25 protein-coding genes are annotated in these 15482 nt (G+C 53.8%); 2 read left to right on the top strand and 23 right to left on the bottom strand.

Annotated elements, in window-relative coordinates:
- Positions 1-15: 15 nt before the first annotated feature.
- Positions 16-402, top strand: coding sequence for a SirB2 family protein (locus tag ACAM29_RS13410; RefSeq protein WP_369624439.1), 387 nt, complete (start codon positions 16-18; stop codon positions 400-402).
- Between the two features lie 24 nt (positions 403-426).
- Here the strand turns inward: ACAM29_RS13410 and rfbD are convergent, their stop codons facing one another.
- Together rfbD and ssb are read right to left on the bottom strand one after the other, a co-directional pair.
- Positions 427-1353, bottom strand: coding sequence for a dTDP-4-dehydrorhamnose reductase (gene rfbD / locus ACAM29_RS13415; protein ID WP_369624440.1), 927 nt, complete (start codon positions 1351-1353; stop codon positions 427-429).
- A 168-nt stretch (positions 1354-1521) separates the two neighbouring features.
- Complete coding sequence (gene ssb / locus ACAM29_RS13420) at positions 1522-2067, bottom strand: single-stranded DNA-binding protein (RefSeq protein WP_369624441.1); 546 nt, start codon at positions 2065-2067, stop codon at positions 1522-1524.
- A 145-nt stretch (positions 2068-2212) separates the two neighbouring features.
- Between ssb and uvrA the strand changes: the two genes are divergently transcribed.
- The gene (gene uvrA / locus ACAM29_RS13425; RefSeq protein WP_369624442.1) at positions 2213-5041 is read left to right on the top strand and encodes an excinuclease ABC subunit UvrA; all 2829 of its coding nucleotides are present in this window, start codon (positions 2213-2215) and stop codon (positions 5039-5041) included.
- Positions 5042-5148: 107 nt separating this feature from the next.
- On the opposite strand, the gene rplQ is transcribed toward uvrA, so the two are convergent.
- The 21 genes from rplQ to rpsC form a co-directional block, all read right to left on the bottom strand.
- Entirely contained in the window at positions 5149-5544 is a 396-nt protein-coding gene (gene rplQ / locus ACAM29_RS13430; protein ID WP_091826436.1) for a 50S ribosomal protein L17, read from the bottom strand.
- Positions 5545-5582: 38 nt separating this feature from the next.
- On the bottom strand, positions 5583-6587 hold the full coding sequence (gene rpoA / locus ACAM29_RS13435; RefSeq protein ID WP_091826434.1) for a DNA-directed RNA polymerase subunit alpha: 1005 nt from the start codon (positions 6585-6587) through the stop codon (positions 5583-5585).
- Between the two features lie 26 nt (positions 6588-6613).
- The gene (rpsD, locus tag ACAM29_RS13440) at positions 6614-7234 is read right to left on the bottom strand and encodes a 30S ribosomal protein S4 (protein ID WP_091826432.1); all 621 of its coding nucleotides are present in this window, start codon (positions 7232-7234) and stop codon (positions 6614-6616) included.
- 15 nt (positions 7235-7249) lie between these two features.
- Entirely contained in the window at positions 7250-7639 is a 390-nt protein-coding gene (gene rpsK / locus ACAM29_RS13445) for a 30S ribosomal protein S11 (protein WP_010324082.1), read from the bottom strand.
- Positions 7640-7658: 19 nt separating this feature from the next.
- A complete protein-coding gene (gene rpsM, locus ACAM29_RS13450) occupies positions 7659-8015 on the bottom strand; it encodes a 30S ribosomal protein S13 (protein ID WP_091826430.1) in 357 nt (118 codons plus the stop codon).
- Between the two features lie 139 nt (positions 8016-8154).
- On the bottom strand, positions 8155-8271 hold the full coding sequence (gene rpmJ / locus ACAM29_RS13455; RefSeq protein ID WP_007021200.1) for a 50S ribosomal protein L36: 117 nt from the start codon (positions 8269-8271) through the stop codon (positions 8155-8157).
- A 17-nt stretch (positions 8272-8288) separates the two neighbouring features.
- Positions 8289-9614 (bottom strand): preprotein translocase subunit SecY, encoded by a 1326-nt coding sequence (gene secY, locus ACAM29_RS13460; protein WP_091826428.1) that lies wholly within the window; start codon positions 9612-9614, stop codon positions 8289-8291.
- Positions 9615-10049: a 50S ribosomal protein L15 gene (gene rplO, locus ACAM29_RS13465; protein ID WP_091826427.1), complete on the bottom strand. Its 435-nt coding sequence runs from the start codon at positions 10047-10049 to the stop codon at positions 9615-9617.
- 13 nt (positions 10050-10062) lie between these two features.
- Entirely contained in the window at positions 10063-10245 is a 183-nt protein-coding gene (gene rpmD, locus ACAM29_RS13470; protein WP_091826425.1) for a 50S ribosomal protein L30, read from the bottom strand.
- A gap of 3 nt (positions 10246-10248) precedes the next feature.
- Entirely contained in the window at positions 10249-10752 is a 504-nt protein-coding gene (gene rpsE / locus ACAM29_RS13475) for a 30S ribosomal protein S5 (RefSeq protein WP_091826423.1), read from the bottom strand.
- 11 nt (positions 10753-10763) lie between these two features.
- Complete coding sequence (rplR, locus tag ACAM29_RS13480) at positions 10764-11114, bottom strand: 50S ribosomal protein L18 (RefSeq protein ID WP_091826421.1); 351 nt, start codon at positions 11112-11114, stop codon at positions 10764-10766.
- A gap of 9 nt (positions 11115-11123) precedes the next feature.
- Positions 11124-11657 (bottom strand): 50S ribosomal protein L6, encoded by a 534-nt coding sequence (rplF, locus tag ACAM29_RS13485; RefSeq protein ID WP_091826419.1) that lies wholly within the window; start codon positions 11655-11657, stop codon positions 11124-11126.
- An 11-nt stretch (positions 11658-11668) separates the two neighbouring features.
- Positions 11669-12061 carry a 30S ribosomal protein S8 gene (gene rpsH / locus ACAM29_RS13490; RefSeq protein ID WP_206838304.1) on the bottom strand — a complete coding sequence of 131 codons (393 nt, stop codon included), beginning with the start codon at positions 12059-12061 and terminating at the stop codon, positions 11669-11671.
- A gap of 83 nt (positions 12062-12144) precedes the next feature.
- Entirely contained in the window at positions 12145-12450 is a 306-nt protein-coding gene (rpsN, locus tag ACAM29_RS13495) for a 30S ribosomal protein S14 (RefSeq protein WP_091826414.1), read from the bottom strand.
- A gap of 15 nt (positions 12451-12465) precedes the next feature.
- The gene (rplE, locus tag ACAM29_RS13500) at positions 12466-13005 is read right to left on the bottom strand and encodes a 50S ribosomal protein L5 (protein ID WP_091826412.1); all 540 of its coding nucleotides are present in this window, start codon (positions 13003-13005) and stop codon (positions 12466-12468) included.
- 15 nt (positions 13006-13020) lie between these two features.
- Positions 13021-13344 carry a 50S ribosomal protein L24 gene (gene rplX, locus ACAM29_RS13505; protein WP_091826410.1) on the bottom strand — a complete coding sequence of 108 codons (324 nt, stop codon included), beginning with the start codon at positions 13342-13344 and terminating at the stop codon, positions 13021-13023.
- A gap of 99 nt (positions 13345-13443) precedes the next feature.
- Entirely contained in the window at positions 13444-13812 is a 369-nt protein-coding gene (gene rplN / locus ACAM29_RS13510; protein ID WP_091826408.1) for a 50S ribosomal protein L14, read from the bottom strand.
- Positions 13813-13900: 88 nt separating this feature from the next.
- Positions 13901-14164, bottom strand: a complete 264-nt coding sequence (gene rpsQ / locus ACAM29_RS13515; RefSeq protein ID WP_010324095.1) for a 30S ribosomal protein S17 — start codon at positions 14162-14164, stop codon at positions 13901-13903.
- Positions 14161-14355: a 50S ribosomal protein L29 gene (gene rpmC, locus ACAM29_RS13520; protein ID WP_091826407.1), complete on the bottom strand. Its 195-nt coding sequence runs from the start codon at positions 14353-14355 to the stop codon at positions 14161-14163. The genes rpsQ and rpmC overlap by 4 nt, the downstream gene beginning before the upstream one ends.
- On the bottom strand, positions 14355-14768 hold the full coding sequence (gene rplP, locus ACAM29_RS13525; protein WP_091826405.1) for a 50S ribosomal protein L16: 414 nt from the start codon (positions 14766-14768) through the stop codon (positions 14355-14357). Before rplP ends, rpmC begins: the two co-directional genes overlap by 1 nt.
- Positions 14769-14779: 11 nt before the next feature.
- Positions 14780-15463, bottom strand: coding sequence for a 30S ribosomal protein S3 (gene rpsC, locus ACAM29_RS13530; protein WP_091826403.1), 684 nt, complete (start codon positions 15461-15463; stop codon positions 14780-14782).
- Positions 15464-15482 lie beyond the last annotated feature (19 nt).

Below are 15482 nucleotides of genomic sequence, written 5' to 3' on the forward strand. Positions count from 1 at the left end.
TTGAGGAAACCGGCATTGAATACTTACCTGATGCTTAAACATGCACACCTGACCATGGTCGGACTGAGTATCACCCTGTTCATGTTGCGCGCAGCACTTATGCTGGTTTGGCCCAAGGCGCTCAATGCTCGCTGGCTCAAGATTTTCCCCCATGTGATCGATACGTTGCTGCTGGTCAGTGCGATCGGCCTGATGCTGGTGCTGTCGCAATACCCGCTCACCCATCACTGGCTCACAGCCAAGATACTGGGTCTGGTCGGATATATTGGTTTTGGAACGGTTGCGCTGAAGCGTGGCAAAACAATGAAAACACGCCTGCTGGCTCTGCTCGCGGCACTGTTGTGTCTGGGGTATATTCTGGCAGTGGCTTTGACGCGTTCTGCCAGCCTTGGGCTGTTTTAGAATGTGAAGGTATACGGCGAACATTTAGAGTTCGCCGTAATGCTCCCGAATGACGCGCTGCAACTCACTGCGCCAGGGACGCTGACGAATACCGAAGGTACTGAGCAGCTTACGGCACTTGAGCACAGATGAAGCCGGCCGCTGTGCAGCAGCCGGATAATCAGCCGATGCTACGGCACGAAGTTCCTGTACAGCAAGCTCCTCATACTGCCGCGCCGCGGCCAGAATCGCCTCACTGAAGCCATAACGGGAGGTGATTTCAGCGCCGCAATAGTGATAGGTTCCCCACACATCAATACCGCAGGTCAGCTGGCGCAGGATGGCCAGGATGACACGCGCCACATCTTCAGCCGAGGTAGGGCAGCCACGCCGGTCATCAACCGCCTCAATCATGGCTTCATGCCGCGCCTGCTCCAGTGTACGCAAAAGATAATTGTCACCACGGGCACTGAACACCCAGCTCACACGCAGGATAAGATGTTGAGAGTGCAGGTTGCGCACGGATTCTTCACCTTCCCACTTGCTGCGCCCAAATACGCCCAGCGGGGAGGCAGCGTCATCCTCACTGTAGCCACTGGCATAGTGGCCATCGAAGACATAGTCCGAGGACAGGTGCAGCAGCGGGATACTGAGCAGCGCACAGGCGGCAGCAAGGTTGGCCGCGCCGGCACTGTTCACGGCCAAAGCCTGATCAGGCTGCCGTTCGGCATCATCAACCCGGTTGAAGCCGGCACAGTTGATCACGTAGTCAGGCAGGTGTCGTTCAAGTTGCTGTCGGATCTGCTCAGGGTCGGTCACATCAAGTTTGCGTCGTCCTAGGGCGATACACTCAAGCCCCTGCTGTTGCAACAACAGCTCCGCCAGAGCATGACCAATCTGGCCATCCGCTCCGCAGATGAGAACCTTGGCTGATGTTGTATAGGCGCTGGCCACCATTGACGGGATGTTCACCTGTTACTGGAATGAAAGTTCGGGGGCAAGCCCGGTTCATTTCGAGCATACCGCAAACTCTGCCCCTGCACACCTGCCCGATATGAAAAAAGTGCCCTGCAACAGACACAAAAGCCCCGCGTTGCGGGGCCTTTGAACAGGTATTGCTGCAGTCGCGTGGATCAGCTCTCAGAACGGGATGTCATCATCAAAGTCATCAAAACCCGGGGCTGGCTGCTGAGGTTGTTGCGCAGGCTGTTGTACCGGCTGCTGACGCGGAGCCTGCTGTGGCGGTGCCTGATTGTATTGTTGTGGCTGACCATAGCCCATGTCGCCGCCCTGAGGTGCATAACCGCCACCCTGTGAAGGTTGCTGGTAACCACCACCCCCTTCACCACCGCGTCCATCCAGCATCTGCATCTCGCTGGCTACAATTTCAGTCGTGTAGCGATCCTGGCCATCCTGTCCCTGCCACTTGCGGGTACGCAGGGAGCCCTCAATGTAAACCTTTGAACCCTTGCGCAGATACTCGCCCGCAATTTCAGCCAGACGGTTGAAGAATACGACCCGATGCCACTCGGTACGCTCCTGCATCTGGCCGCTCTGTTTGTCTTTCCAGCTATCGCTGGTGGCAAGGTTCACGTTGGTGACCGCATTGCCAGATGGCATGTAACGTACTTCGGGATCAGCTCCCAGATTACCGATCAGAATTACCTTATTGATACCGCGCGCCATCTCACTCTCCCGTTATCCTGTTAGCCTGGGCCACCGCATCCTGCATGTGGCCGTACGCCCATGAGGATACCACAAGCACAGCTGTTTTTGCTGTCCCGCTATAGGCTCTATAATAGTCCTTTTTGCCAGCCAAGGCGGAGCCGCAATGGACAAGATTCTGGTACGGGGTGCACGCACCCACAACCTGAAAAATATTGACCTCGATATCCCCCGCGACCAGTTGATCGTCATCACAGGGCTGTCGGGATCAGGCAAGTCCTCACTCGCCTTCGACACTCTCTACGCCGAAGGACAGCGCCGCTACGTGGAATCCTTGTCCACCTATGCACGCCAGTTCCTGTCGATGATGGAAAAGCCCGATGTAGACCATATCGAAGGACTGTCACCAGCCATATCGATCGAGCAGAAATCCACATCGCATAATCCCCGCTCGACAGTTGGTACCATCACCGAGATTTACGATTACCTGCGTCTGCTCTTTGCCCGAGCAGGCGAACCGCGCTGCCCTGAACATGACTTGCCGCTGGCGGCACAGACCGTCAGCCAGATGGTTGATCAGGTGCTCGCACTGCCCGAAGGCACACGCGTAATGCTGTTGGCTCCCGTCGTACAGGGCCGCAAGGGTGAGCACTTACATATCATCAGCCAGCTGCGCAGCCAGGGCTTCGTCCGCGCCCGTATAGATGGGCTGGTGGTCGATCTTGATGATGCCCCAACACTGGACAAGAAACGCAAACACGATATTGAAGTGGTAGTTGATCGCATCAAGGTTCGAGAGGACCTTCAAACCCGCTTGGCAGAATCATTTGAAACCGCTCTGGAGCTGAGCGATGGCATTGCCAGAATTGCCCCCATGGATGAGGGTATGGAGGAGATGGTATTTTCGGCACGTTTCGCCTGCCCGACCTGCGGCCACAGCATTCAGGAACTCGAGCCTCGTTTGTTCTCATTCAACAACCCCCACGGCGCCTGCCCTGCCTGTGATGGTCTTGGGGTACGACAGTATTTTGATCCAGCCAAACTGGTACAGGACGCATCACTGACCCTTGCACAGGGTGCCATACGTGGCTGGGATAAGCGAAGTCTCTACTATTACCAACAGCTGCAGGCGGTAGGTCAACACTACGGCTTTGATCTGGATACCCCGTTTGAGAAACTCAGCGAACAACACCGCAATATCATTCTGCACGGCAGTGGTGATGACAGCGTAGACTTTCACTACCGTAATGATCGAGGCGAACGCGTTAAGAAGGCGCACCCCTTTGAAGGCGTGATCAATAATCTGGAGCGGCGCTACCGGGAAACCGAGTCCGAAAGTGTACGCGAAGACCTGGCTCGCTATCTCAACATGCATGCATGCCCCTCATGCAATGGCAGCCGATTGCGTGCTGACGCGCGCCATGTATTTATTGACCAACGCACTCTGCCTGATCTTGTACGCCTGCCGATTGGTCAGGCAAAAGAGTACTTTGAACAGCTTCAACTCGGAGGCAAACAAGGCGAGATCGCCGACAAGATTCTAAAAGAGATTCGTGAACGCCTGAGTTTTCTGGTCAATGTAGGACTCGACTACCTATCGCTTGAACGCAGTGCTGATACTCTTTCAGGTGGTGAAGCTCAGCGCATCCGACTGGCAAGTCAGATTGGTGCAGGTCTGGTCGGTGTCATGTATGTACTGGATGAGCCATCCATCGGACTGCATCAACGCGACAATGAACGTCTGCTCAAAACTCTGGAACACCTGCGTGACCTGGGCAATACCGTCATCGTAGTTGAACACGATGAAGATGCCATCCGCATGGCGGATTATCTGATTGATATCGGCCCCGGAGCCGGCGTACATGGCGGGCGTGTCATCGCCGCGGGCCTGCCCCAGACCATTATGGACAATCCCGAATCGATCACAGGCCAGTATCTGTCCGGCAAACGGTCGATTGCGATACCGGAACAACGCAAGCCGGTGGACAGTGACAGGATACTGCGTCTGATAGGCGCCAGCGGCAACAACCTGCAGCAGGTGACGCTCGAAATTCCTGTTGGACTGATGACCTGTGTGACCGGCGTGTCGGGTTCCGGCAAATCCACATTGATCAACAACACGTTGTACCCGGTTGCCGCCACGGCACTTAATCATGCGACAACGCTGGACGCGGCACCTTATGAGCGGATTGAAGGATTGGATCTGTTTGACAAGGTCATCGATATAGACCAGAGTCCGATTGGACGCACTCCACGCTCCAACCCCGCGACCTATACCGGTATTTTTACACCGATCCGTGAACTCTTTTCCGGGACCCAGGAAGCACGCTCACGCGGCTACAAACCGGGACGTTTCAGCTTCAATGTAAAGGGTGGCCGCTGTGAAGCCTGCCAGGGGGACGGCGTAATCAAGGTGGAGATGCACTTCCTGCCGGACATCTATGTGCCCTGCGATATCTGCAAGGGCAAGCGCTATAACCGTGAAACCCTGGAAGTGAAGTACAAGGGCAAGAGCATCGATGAGGTATTGCAGCTGACGGTTGAGGATGCGCGTGAATTCTTCGACGCCATACCAGCGCTGGCACGACGGCTGCAAACCCTGATCGATGTCGGCCTCAGCTATATTCGTCTCGGACAGGCAGCGACGACACTTTCGGGCGGCGAAGCACAACGTGTCAAACTGGCGCGAGAATTGAGTAAGCGGGACACCGGCAAGACCCTGTATATTCTTGACGAGCCCACCACCGGGCTGCATTTCTATGACATACAGCAACTGCTCAATGTCCTTGATCGCCTGCGGGACCACGGCAATACCATCGTCGTGATTGAACACAACCTGGACGTAATCAAGACCGCCGACTGGATCATAGACCTGGGCCCGGAAGGTGGCAGCGGTGGTGGCGAAATCATTGCCACCGGCACACCCGAGACCGTTGCAAACATGCCACAGTCACATACCGGACGCTTCCTGAAACCCATGTTGAAACCTGTCTGACCTTGTGCGGGCTGTCACCAACACTACAGCCCGCCTTCACTAAATTACAGGCGAAAAAAAACCCGGTAACCAAAGGCACCGGGTTTTTTTAACAGTTCAGAAGAGTATTAATCTTCTGCACTCTCATCTGCAACAGTCTGACCAACCGGACGATCTACCAGTTCAACGTAGGCCATGGGAGCCTTGTCGCCGGCACGGTATCCGCACTTGAGAATGCGGATATAGCCACCGGGACGAGCCGCGTAACGCGGACCCAGTTCGTTGAACAGTTTACCTACAGCATCGTTGCTGCGGGTACGGGAGAACGCCAGACGACGGTTAGCAACCGAATCGATCTTGGCCAGAGTGATCAGCGGCTCAGCAAAGCGGCGCAGTTCTTTAGCTTTAGGCAGAGTAGTCTTGATCAGTTCGTGTTCGAACAGAGACACTGCCATATTTTTGAACATCGCTTTGCGGTGAGCACTTGTACGATTTAAGTGTCGACCAGATTTACGATGACGCATTTTCTAAATCCTTTGCAACTTAGGGTTAGAAGTCAGACTCAAGAGGCAACCTTGTCATCGCCTTTCAGACTGGCCGGGGGCCAGTTTTCCAGACGCATGCCAAGCGACAGACCTTTAGATGCCAGCACATCTTTGATCTCGGTCAGAGACTTCTTGCCCAAGTTAGGAGTCTTCAGCAGCTCTACTTCGGTGCGCTGGATCAGATCACCAATATAATAGATCTGCTCTGCTTTCAGACAGTTCGCGGAACGTACAGTCAGCTCCAGGTCGTCGACCGGGCGCAGAAGAACAGGATCAATCTCCGGCTCATTCGGCTCGGCGCGAGTCTGTTCACCCGCGTCTTCCAGATCAACAAACACGACCAGCTGCTGCTGCAGTATGGTAGCCGCACGACGGATGCACTCTTCCGGATCGATAGTACCGTTGGATTCGATATCGATCACGAGCTTGTCCAGGTCGGTGCGCTGTTCTACACGTGCACTTTCAACTGCATAGGACACGCGCAGAACAGGGCTGTAGCTGGCATCCAGCTGCAGACGTCCGATGGCACGAGTTTCATCCTCGTCGCTGTTACGTGAGTCAGCCGGCACATAGCCACGGCCGCGTGTCACGCGCAGCTGCATGTTCAGTGCAGCACCTGGATTCAGGTGAGCAATCACATGTTCGGGATTGGCAATTTCAACGTCCTGAGTCAGCTGAATATCGCCAGCCGTGACAGAACCTGCCTCTGACTTGGAGAGTGTCAGAAGCGCCTCATCACCGTTGTGCAGAGCAATGGCAACACCTTTGAGGTTGAGCAGGATCTCGATGACATCCTCCTGCACCCCTTCTATGCTGCTGTACTCGTGCAACACACCCTCAATCTCAACTTCCGAAATTGCACAACCCGGCATGGAAGAGAGCAGGATACGGCGCAGCGCATTGCCCAGGGTATGGCCGAACCCTCGCTCCAGTGGCTCAAGAGTCACCTTGGCGCGGGTTTTGCTAATCTCCTGCACGTCAATGTGACGCGGGTAAAGAAACTCGTTTACTGAACGCTGCATAGTTCCACCAGTCAAGAGTTCAAGAATTACTTCGAGTAGAGCTCGACGATCAGGTGCTCGTTGATGTCGGCTGAAAGATCGCTACGTTCCGGCAGGGACTTGAAAGTACCTTCCATCTTCGAAGCATCAACTTCAATCCATTCAACGGGAGCACGCTGAGCAGCCAGATCCAGTGCGTGTTTGATACGCAGCTGGTTTTTGGCTTTTTCGCGAACTGCTACTACGTCGCCAGCCTGTACCTGGTAGGAAGGAATATTAACTACCTGACCATTGACAGTGATCTGACGGTGAGACACAACCTGACGTGCTTCAGCACGGGTAGAACCATAACCCATGCGGTATACAACGTTGTCCAGACGGCCTTCGAGAAGCTGAAGCAGGTTTTCACCTGTAGCACCCTTGCGGCGTGCTGCTTCTTTGTAATAACCACGGAACTGACGTTCCAGCACGCCGTAAATGCGACGTACTTTTTGCTTTTCACGCAGCTGCAGACCGTATTCAGACAGGCGACCGCGACGGGCACCGTGAACACCGGGTACTGTTTCTGCTTTGCACTTGCTGTCAAGCGCGCGGACACCACTCTTCAGGAAGAGATCGGTGCCTTCACGACGGGACAGCTTGCACTTTGGTCCAAGATAACGAGCCATATTACCGTCTCCAGATTAAACGCGACGCTTCTTCGGCGGACGACAACCGTTGTGCGGAATCGGGGTCACGTCCGTGATGTTTGTGATTTTGTAGCCACAGCCGTTCAGTGCACGGACTGCTGACTCACGACCCGGTCCCGGGCCTTTCACAAACACGTCGAGGTTTTTCAGACCGTATTCCAGAGCTGCCTGACCGGCACGCTCAGCTGCCACCTGGGCGGCAAACGGGGTGCTCTTGCGGGAACCACGGAAGCCGGAGCCACCTGAAGTTGCCCAGCTCAGAGCATTACCCTGGCGATCGGTAATAGTGATGATAGTGTTGTTAAAAGAGGCGTGGATGTGCGCGAGCCCATCCGCTACCTGCTTTTTAACCTTTTTACGAGTGCGATTACCTGGCTTAGCCATATTCGGAAATTCCTATCGCTTACTTACGGATCGGCTTACGCGGCCCTTTACGGGTACGCGCATTGGTCTTGCTGCGCTGACCACGCACCGGCAAATTACGACGGTGACGCAGGCCACGGTAGCAACCGAGGTCCATAAGGCGCTTGATGTTCATGTTGACTTCACGACGCAAGTCGCCTTCAACGGTCAACTTGGCAATTTCACCACGAACATTATCGAGCTGCTCTTCAGACAGATCACCAATCTTGGTGCTAGGCGCAATGCCGGTAGCATCACAGATCTGTTGTGCAGTCGTGCGGCCTATCCCGTAAATGTAAGTCAGAGAAATTACCGCATGCTTATTGTCAGGAATATTGACGCCAGCTATACGGGCCATTCAATGTACTCCATATTTATGTCCTGGGAGAAATGCTCACCAGAACCAATCATTCTTTAGTTCGTGGAAGGCGCGCAATGTTACACCCTGATCAAAAATAAATCAAGGCTACGCACCTCCACTCCCGGCCAGCTGTGGATTAACCCTGGCGCTGCTTGTGTCGGGGCTCCACTTTGCAGATCACGCGCACGGAACCGTTGCGTCGTACGATCTTGCAGTTACGGCAAATCTTTTTAACAGATGCACGTACTTTCATGATCCACCTCATTAGGCTTAGCGCAGCAGACCTGCGCCGCCTTTAAGATTCGATTTTTTCATCAGGGACTCATACTGGTGTGACATCAGATGCGACTGCACCTGCGCCATAAAGTCCATAACCACTACCACCACGATCAGCAACGATGTACCGCCGAAGTAGAATGGCACGTTCCAGGCTACCACCAGAAACTGGGGCATCAGCGAAACGGCCGTGATATAGAGCGCACCAAACAATGTCAGGCGACTCAGCACGGAGTCGATATACCGTGCGGACTGATCACCAGGACGAATCCCTGGAATAAAGGCACCTGATTTCTTCAGGTTATCTGCTACATCACGTGGATTGAAAACAATCGCAGTGTAGAAGTAGCAGAAGAACACAATTGCCATCGCAAACAGCAGAATGTACAGCGGCTGTCCTGGCCCAAGAGCCAGTGCCACATCCTGCAGCCACTCCATCCCTTCAGACTGACCAAACCATTGGCCAACCGAAGCCGGGAAGAGCAGGATGCTGGACGCGAAGATCGGCGGGATAACCCCAGCCATATTGACCTTCAAAGGCAGATGACTTGACTGCGCGGCATAGACACGACGTCCCTGCTGACGTTTTGCATAGTTAATGGTAATGCGGCGTTGGCCACGCTCCATGAACACAACAAAACCAACAGTAGCAATGGCCATGACAGCAATCGCCAGCAGCGCCAGGATATTGAGATCACCCTGGCGCGCTGATTCGAAGGACTGACCGATCGCACCCGGCAAACCAGCCACAATACCGGCAAAGATCAGAATCGAGATGCCGTTGCCAATGCCGTGCTCAGTGATCTGCTCACCCAGCCACATCAGGAATACAGCCCCTGCAACCAGCGTTACGACTGCTACAAAGTAGAAGCTCATATCGGCTGCGAAGGCAACGCCCTGACTGGCCAGACCAACTGCCATACCAAGCCCCTGTACAGTCGCGAGAATGACTGTACCGTAGCGGGTGTACTGGCTGATCTTGCGACGACCCGCCTCTCCTTCCTTCTTCAACTGCTCCAGGTGCGGACTGACCACTGTCATCAACTGCATGATTATGGATGCAGAGATGTAGGGCATGATCCCCAGCGCCAGGATTGACATCCTTTCCAGCGCACCACCTGAGAACATGTTGAACAGACTGAGAATGGTTCCCTGATTCTGATCAAACAGCGCAGCAAGACGATCAGGGTTGATACCCGGCACCGGAATATGAGCCCCGATACGGTATACGATGATCGCAATCAGAACGAATCTGAGACGAGCCCAAAGCTCTTTCAGTCCACTCTGCATGCCTGCCGGTATTTGTCCTTGCTTAGCCATTTACGCCTCGACTTTGCCGCCAGCAGCCTCGATCGCAGCCTGTGCACCTTTGGTCACTTTAAGACCTTTAACGGTGACTGCCTTTTTGATCTCACCAGACAGTATCACGCGTGCAGACTTGATCTCTTCACGGATGATATCAGCCTGTTTCAGCGCAGCCAGGTCGACAACGTCAACACCGGCAGCAGCCAGTTCGTTCAAACGAACTTCAGCTACATAGCGCGCCTGACGAGAGGTAAAACCAAACTTCGGCAGACGACGCTGGATTGGCATCTGACCGCCTTCGAAGCCCGGGTTCACGCTACCGCCAGAACGGGACTTCTGGCCCTTGTGGCCACGGCCACCAGTTTTACCCAGTCCGGAACCGATACCGCGACCTACACGCTTGGGAGCATGCTTGGAACCGGCGCCCGGGCGCAGAGAATTCAAACGCATTGGGTGACTCCTTTTATTCGCCTTCTACACTAACCATGTAGTTGACCTTGTTGATCATCCCGCGCACAGCCGGAGTATCTTCCACTTCTACGGTGTGGCCGATACGGCGCAGACCCAGACCCTTCACACACTGAATGTGCTTGGGCAGCCGACCGATGGTGCTACGAGTCAGAGTTACCTTGATAGTATTCGCCATCGCTTAGCTCTCCAGAATCTCTTCAACGGACTTGCCACGCTTGGCTGCAACATCTTCAGGCGCCTTCATGACTTTCAGGCCGTTGATAGTTGCACGTACTACGTTTACCGGGTTGGTAGAGCCGTAGCACTTGGCCAGTACGTTGTGAACGCCTGCCAATTCCAGAACGGCGCGCATTGCACCACCGGCAATTACACCGGTACCTTCTGAAGCGGGCTGCATGTAAACACGGGAAGCACCGTGACGGGCTTTAACCGGGTACTGCAGAGTGTGGCCATTGAGCTGGACGCTAACCATGTTACGGCGCGCCTGCTCCATCGCTTTCTGGATCGCAACAGGAACTTCACGTGCTTTACCGCGGCCGAAGCCCACACGTCCGTTACCGTCACCAACGACAGTCAGCGCTGTGAAACCGAAGATACGACCGCCTTTTACCACCTTGGCGACGCGGTTTACCTGAACCAGCTTCTCTTGCAGTTCACCGTCTTTCTGTTCGTGATTTGCCATAATAGAAACCTTTAGAATTCCAGGCCGCCTTCGCGAGCAGCATCAGCAAGAGCTGCAACACGACCGTGGTATTTAAAACCGGAGCGGTCAAACGCTACCTTGGAAACGCCTGCTTCTTTAGCACGGCTGGCGATCAGAGCACCCACTTTCTTGGCTGCTTCGATATTTCCGGTAGCACCTTCACGCAGATCTTTTTCTACTGTGGAAGCAGAGGCCAGAACCTGGCTGCCATCAGCAGAGATAACCTGCGCGTAAATGTGACGCGGAGAGCGATTCACGCAAAGGCGAACAGCACTCTGCTCGCGCATTTGCATGCGCGACCGACGCGCACGACGGATACGAGCTTGTTTCTTAACGTTCATGACCCTGCCTTACTTCTTCTTAGCCTCTTTACGGCGTACATATTCGTCAACATAACGAACACCCTTACCTTTATAAGGTTCAGGCGGACGGAATGCGCGAACTTCTGCAGCCACCTGACCAACACGCTGCTTATCAGCACCGCTGATAACGATCGTGGTGTTGTTCGGTGTTTCAGCTGTAACACCTTCGGGCAGTTCGTAATCGATCGGATGAGAGAAGCCAAGCGTCAGGTTCAGAACTTTACCTTTAGCCTGCGCACGGTAACCAACACCCAGCAAATTCAGGGTCTTGGAAAAGCCTTCACTTACACCAACCACCATATTGTTGACCAGTGCACGTGTAGTACCAGCCAGTGCCATGGACTGTTTGGCGCCATCACGCGGAGCAAAAACGAGCTGACCTTCAGCCTGCTCTACAGCAACTGAAGCATGAACATCCAGGCTCAGTTGACCGTTTTTACCTTTGGCTGTCAGAGACTGACCCGCCAGTTTAATCTCCACGCCTGCCGGTACTACTACGGGTTTCTTCGCAATTCGTGACATTGGAATACCTCTTAGAATACCGTGCAGATAACTTCACCACCGATGCCGGCCTTACGGGCAGCGCGATCGGTCATGACGCCTTTGCTGGTAGAGACAATTGCGATACCAAGACCATCTGCCACTTTCGGCAGCTCAGACGCGCTCTTGTAGATACGCAGACTGGGACGGCTTACACGCTTGATCTCTTCGATAACCGGCTTGCCTTCGAAATATTTCAGTTCGATGGACAGGACCGGCTTAACATCACCTTCAACGGAGAAGTCGGTGATGTAGCCTTCATCCTTCAGAAGATTTGCCACTGCAACCTTCTGTTTGGAAGACGGCATGGCAACATGGGCTTTTTCAGCCATGTGTCCGTTGCGGATACGGGTAAACATATCCGCGAGGGTGTCTTGCATACTCATGCTATTAACGTCCTCTTAAGTGCAGCGCAGTGCGGTAGCAGGCAAATTGCCTGCCCTGACCACTGAGCTTACCAATGACAAGCTTACCAGCTTGCCTTCTTCAGACCCGGAACATCGCCACGCATAGCTGCTTCACGCAGCTTGATACGGCACAGTCCGAACTTGCGATATACGCCGTGCGGACGACCTGTAACCTGACAGCGACGCTGCTTACGCACCGGGCTAGCATCACGCGGCAATTTCTGCAGCGCGACCTGTGCATCCCACACCTCATCTTCTGAGCTGTTCGGGCTTGCAATAATTGCTTTGAGCTCAGCACGCTTTGCGGCGTACTTGTTCACGAGATTCTCGCGCTTGAGCTCACGATTGATCATGGAAACCTTGGCCATTATTCAACCCCTGCCTTATTTCTTGAACGGGAACTGCAGAGCGGACAGCAGCGCACGACCTTCGTCGTTATTCTTCGCGGTAGTGGTGATCGTAATATCGAGACCACGCAGCTTGTCGACTTTGTCATAGTCGATTTCCGGGAAGATAATCTGCTCTTTGACGCCCATGCTATAGTTACCACGGCCATCGAAGGACTTCGGGTTCAGTCCACGGAAGTCGCGGATACGCGGGATGGAAACGTCAACCAGACGATCCAGGAACTCCCACATCTGCTGACCACGCAGAGTGACTTTGCAACCGATAGGCCAACCTTCACGAACCTTAAAGCCTGCAATTGACTTGCGAGCATTGGTTACGACCGGTTTCTGACCAGCGATTGCAGTCATGTCAGCAACAGCGTTTTCGAGCTGTTTCTTGTCGCCCAATGCTTCACCAACACCCATGTTCAGGGTGATTTTGGTAACACGGGGAACGGCCATGACGTTCGGGCAGTTCAGCTCTTCTTTGAGCTTCTGCTTGATTTCGTTTGCGTAAAGCGCTTTCAATCTGGACATTTGCACCAACCTCTCTTACTTAGCACCAACGATGGTTTCGCCGGTAGACTTGTAGAAGCGGACCTTGGTGCCGTCTTCGAGCAGCTTGAAGCCTACACGATCGCCTTTTCCGGTCTGCGCGTTAAAGATAGCCACGTTGGAGGTCGCGATAGCCGCTTCCTTCTCAACAATGCCACCCTGACGACCCAGCATCGGATTGGGCTTCTGGTGCTTCTTGATCATGTTGATGCCAGAAACGATCAGACGATCGTCCTGAAGCACGCGCATAACCTTGCCGCGCTTGCCCTTATCTTTACCTGCGATAACGATGACTTCATCGTCGCGACGAATCTTACGCATTATTTTACCTTGTCTTTTCCTGCTACCCTCTCATGCTCAAAAACGCCAAACCCTGCTGGGAGTGGCGTTTTTAACAAGACACTGTTAATAAACAGAGTCTTAGAGCACTTCAGGCGCCAGGGAAATGATCTTCATGAACTTCTCATTACGAAGCTCACGCGTTACTGGCCCGAAGATACGCGTTCCAATCGGAGCGTCGTTGTTGTTCAGCAGAACCGCAGAGTTGGTATCAAAGCGGATCAGTGAACCATCTGGACGACGAACACCTTTACGGGTACGTACTACGACAGCCTTAAGTACCTGGCCTTTCTTCACCTTGCCACGCGGAATTGCTTCCTTGACGGTCACCTTGATGATGTCGCCAACGGATGCGTAGCGGCGGTGGGAACCACCCAGGACCTTAATACACTGCACACGCTTGGCGCCGCTGTTGTCAGCAACATCAAGCATCGTTTCAGTCTGAATCATGGTCTACTCCACAAACTGTATAAACCGTCACCACAACTGCCATTAGCAGCTGAGGTGAGCAGGCATAATGGAGCAAAGGCGCACTAGTTTACACCTTTGCTGCACGCTCTTCAATGCGAATAAGCGACCAGGTTTTGGTCTTTGAAAGCGGACGGGATTCGGCAATAGTTACCAGATCACCCATCTGACACTCATTCTTCTCATCGTGAGCATGCAGTTTGGTGGAGCGCTTTACAAACTTACCGTAGATCGGGTGTTTTTCCTTACGCTCAACCAGAACTGTGATGGTTTTATCCATCTTGTCACTGACGACCTTACCGGTCACAGTCCGAGTACGTTTTTCCGCGCTCATTTGGTCACCTGCATTTCGTTAAGTACTGTCTTAACGCGAGCGATGTCGCGACGAACCTGACCAAGCAGGTGAGTCTGCGCCAGCTGGCCAGTAGCTTTCTGCATACGCAGGTTAAACTGGTCCTTCAGAAGGCCCAGCAGAGCCTGCTGAAGCTCTTCAACGGACTTGTCACGCAGTTCAGTAGCTTTCATTACATCACCGTCCGTTTAACAAAAGTGGTTGATACCGGCAGCTTGGCAGCAGCCAGAGCGAAGGCTTCTGCAGCCAGCTCTTCGGGAACACCGCTCATTTCAAACAGCACCTTGCCGGGCTGAATCTGAGCGACCCAGTATTCCACGCTACCCTTACCTTTACCCATACGTACTTCAAGCGGCTTGGTGGTGATCGGCTTATCCGGGAAAACCCGAATCCAGATCTTGCCACCACGCTTTACGTGACGGGTCATGGTACGACGGGCCGCTTCGATCTGGCGAGCAGTGATGCGGCCACGACCGGTCGCTTTCAGTGCAAACTCACCAAAGCTGACCTTGCTGCCGCGCTGTGCCAGGCCGCGGTTGCGACCTTTCATTACCTTGCGGTATTTCAGTCGTTTCGGTTGCAGCATTGACGTCTACCTCACTTAGAACCTTTCTTCTTGGGCGCGTTCTTCTCGGCACGTACCTGTTCGATACCGCCGAGGATCTCACCCTTGAAGATCCAGACTTTAACGCCAATCACACCATATGTAGTGTGGGCTTCGTAGGTAGCGTAATCGATGTCTGCACGCAGAGTGTGCAGAGGAACACGACCTTCGCGATACCATTCAGTACGTGCAATCTCGGCACCGCCGAGACGTCCGCCAACCTGAATTTTGATGCCTTTGGCGCCCTGACGCATGGCGTTCTGAACCGCACGCTTCATGGCGCGACGGAACATTACGCGACGTTCCAGCTGACTGGCGACGCTCTGTGCAACCAGTTTTGCATCCAGATCCGGCTTGCGTACTTCTTCGATGTTGATGTGAACAGGCACACCCATCATCTGGGAAACGGCGTTACGCAGCTTCTCGACATCTTCGCCCTTCTTGCCGATCACAATACCCGGACGAGCCGTGTAGATGGTGATCTTGGCATTCTGTGCCGGACGCTCGATTTCGATGCGGCTCACAGATGCATTTTTCAGCTGCTGATCCAGGTACTTGCGAACCTGGAGATCGTTCAGCAGCCGTGCAGAGTATTCAGACTTGTCCGCGTACCACACAGAGGTGTGGTCTTTAACGATACCAAGCCGAATACCGGTCGGATTTACTTTCTGACCCATATTGAACTCTCCTAGCAGT

It is taken from the genome of Marinobacterium sp. BA1, assembly GCF_041155135.1.
Classification (GTDB): Bacteria; Pseudomonadota; Gammaproteobacteria; order Pseudomonadales; family Balneatricaceae; genus Marinobacterium; species Marinobacterium iners.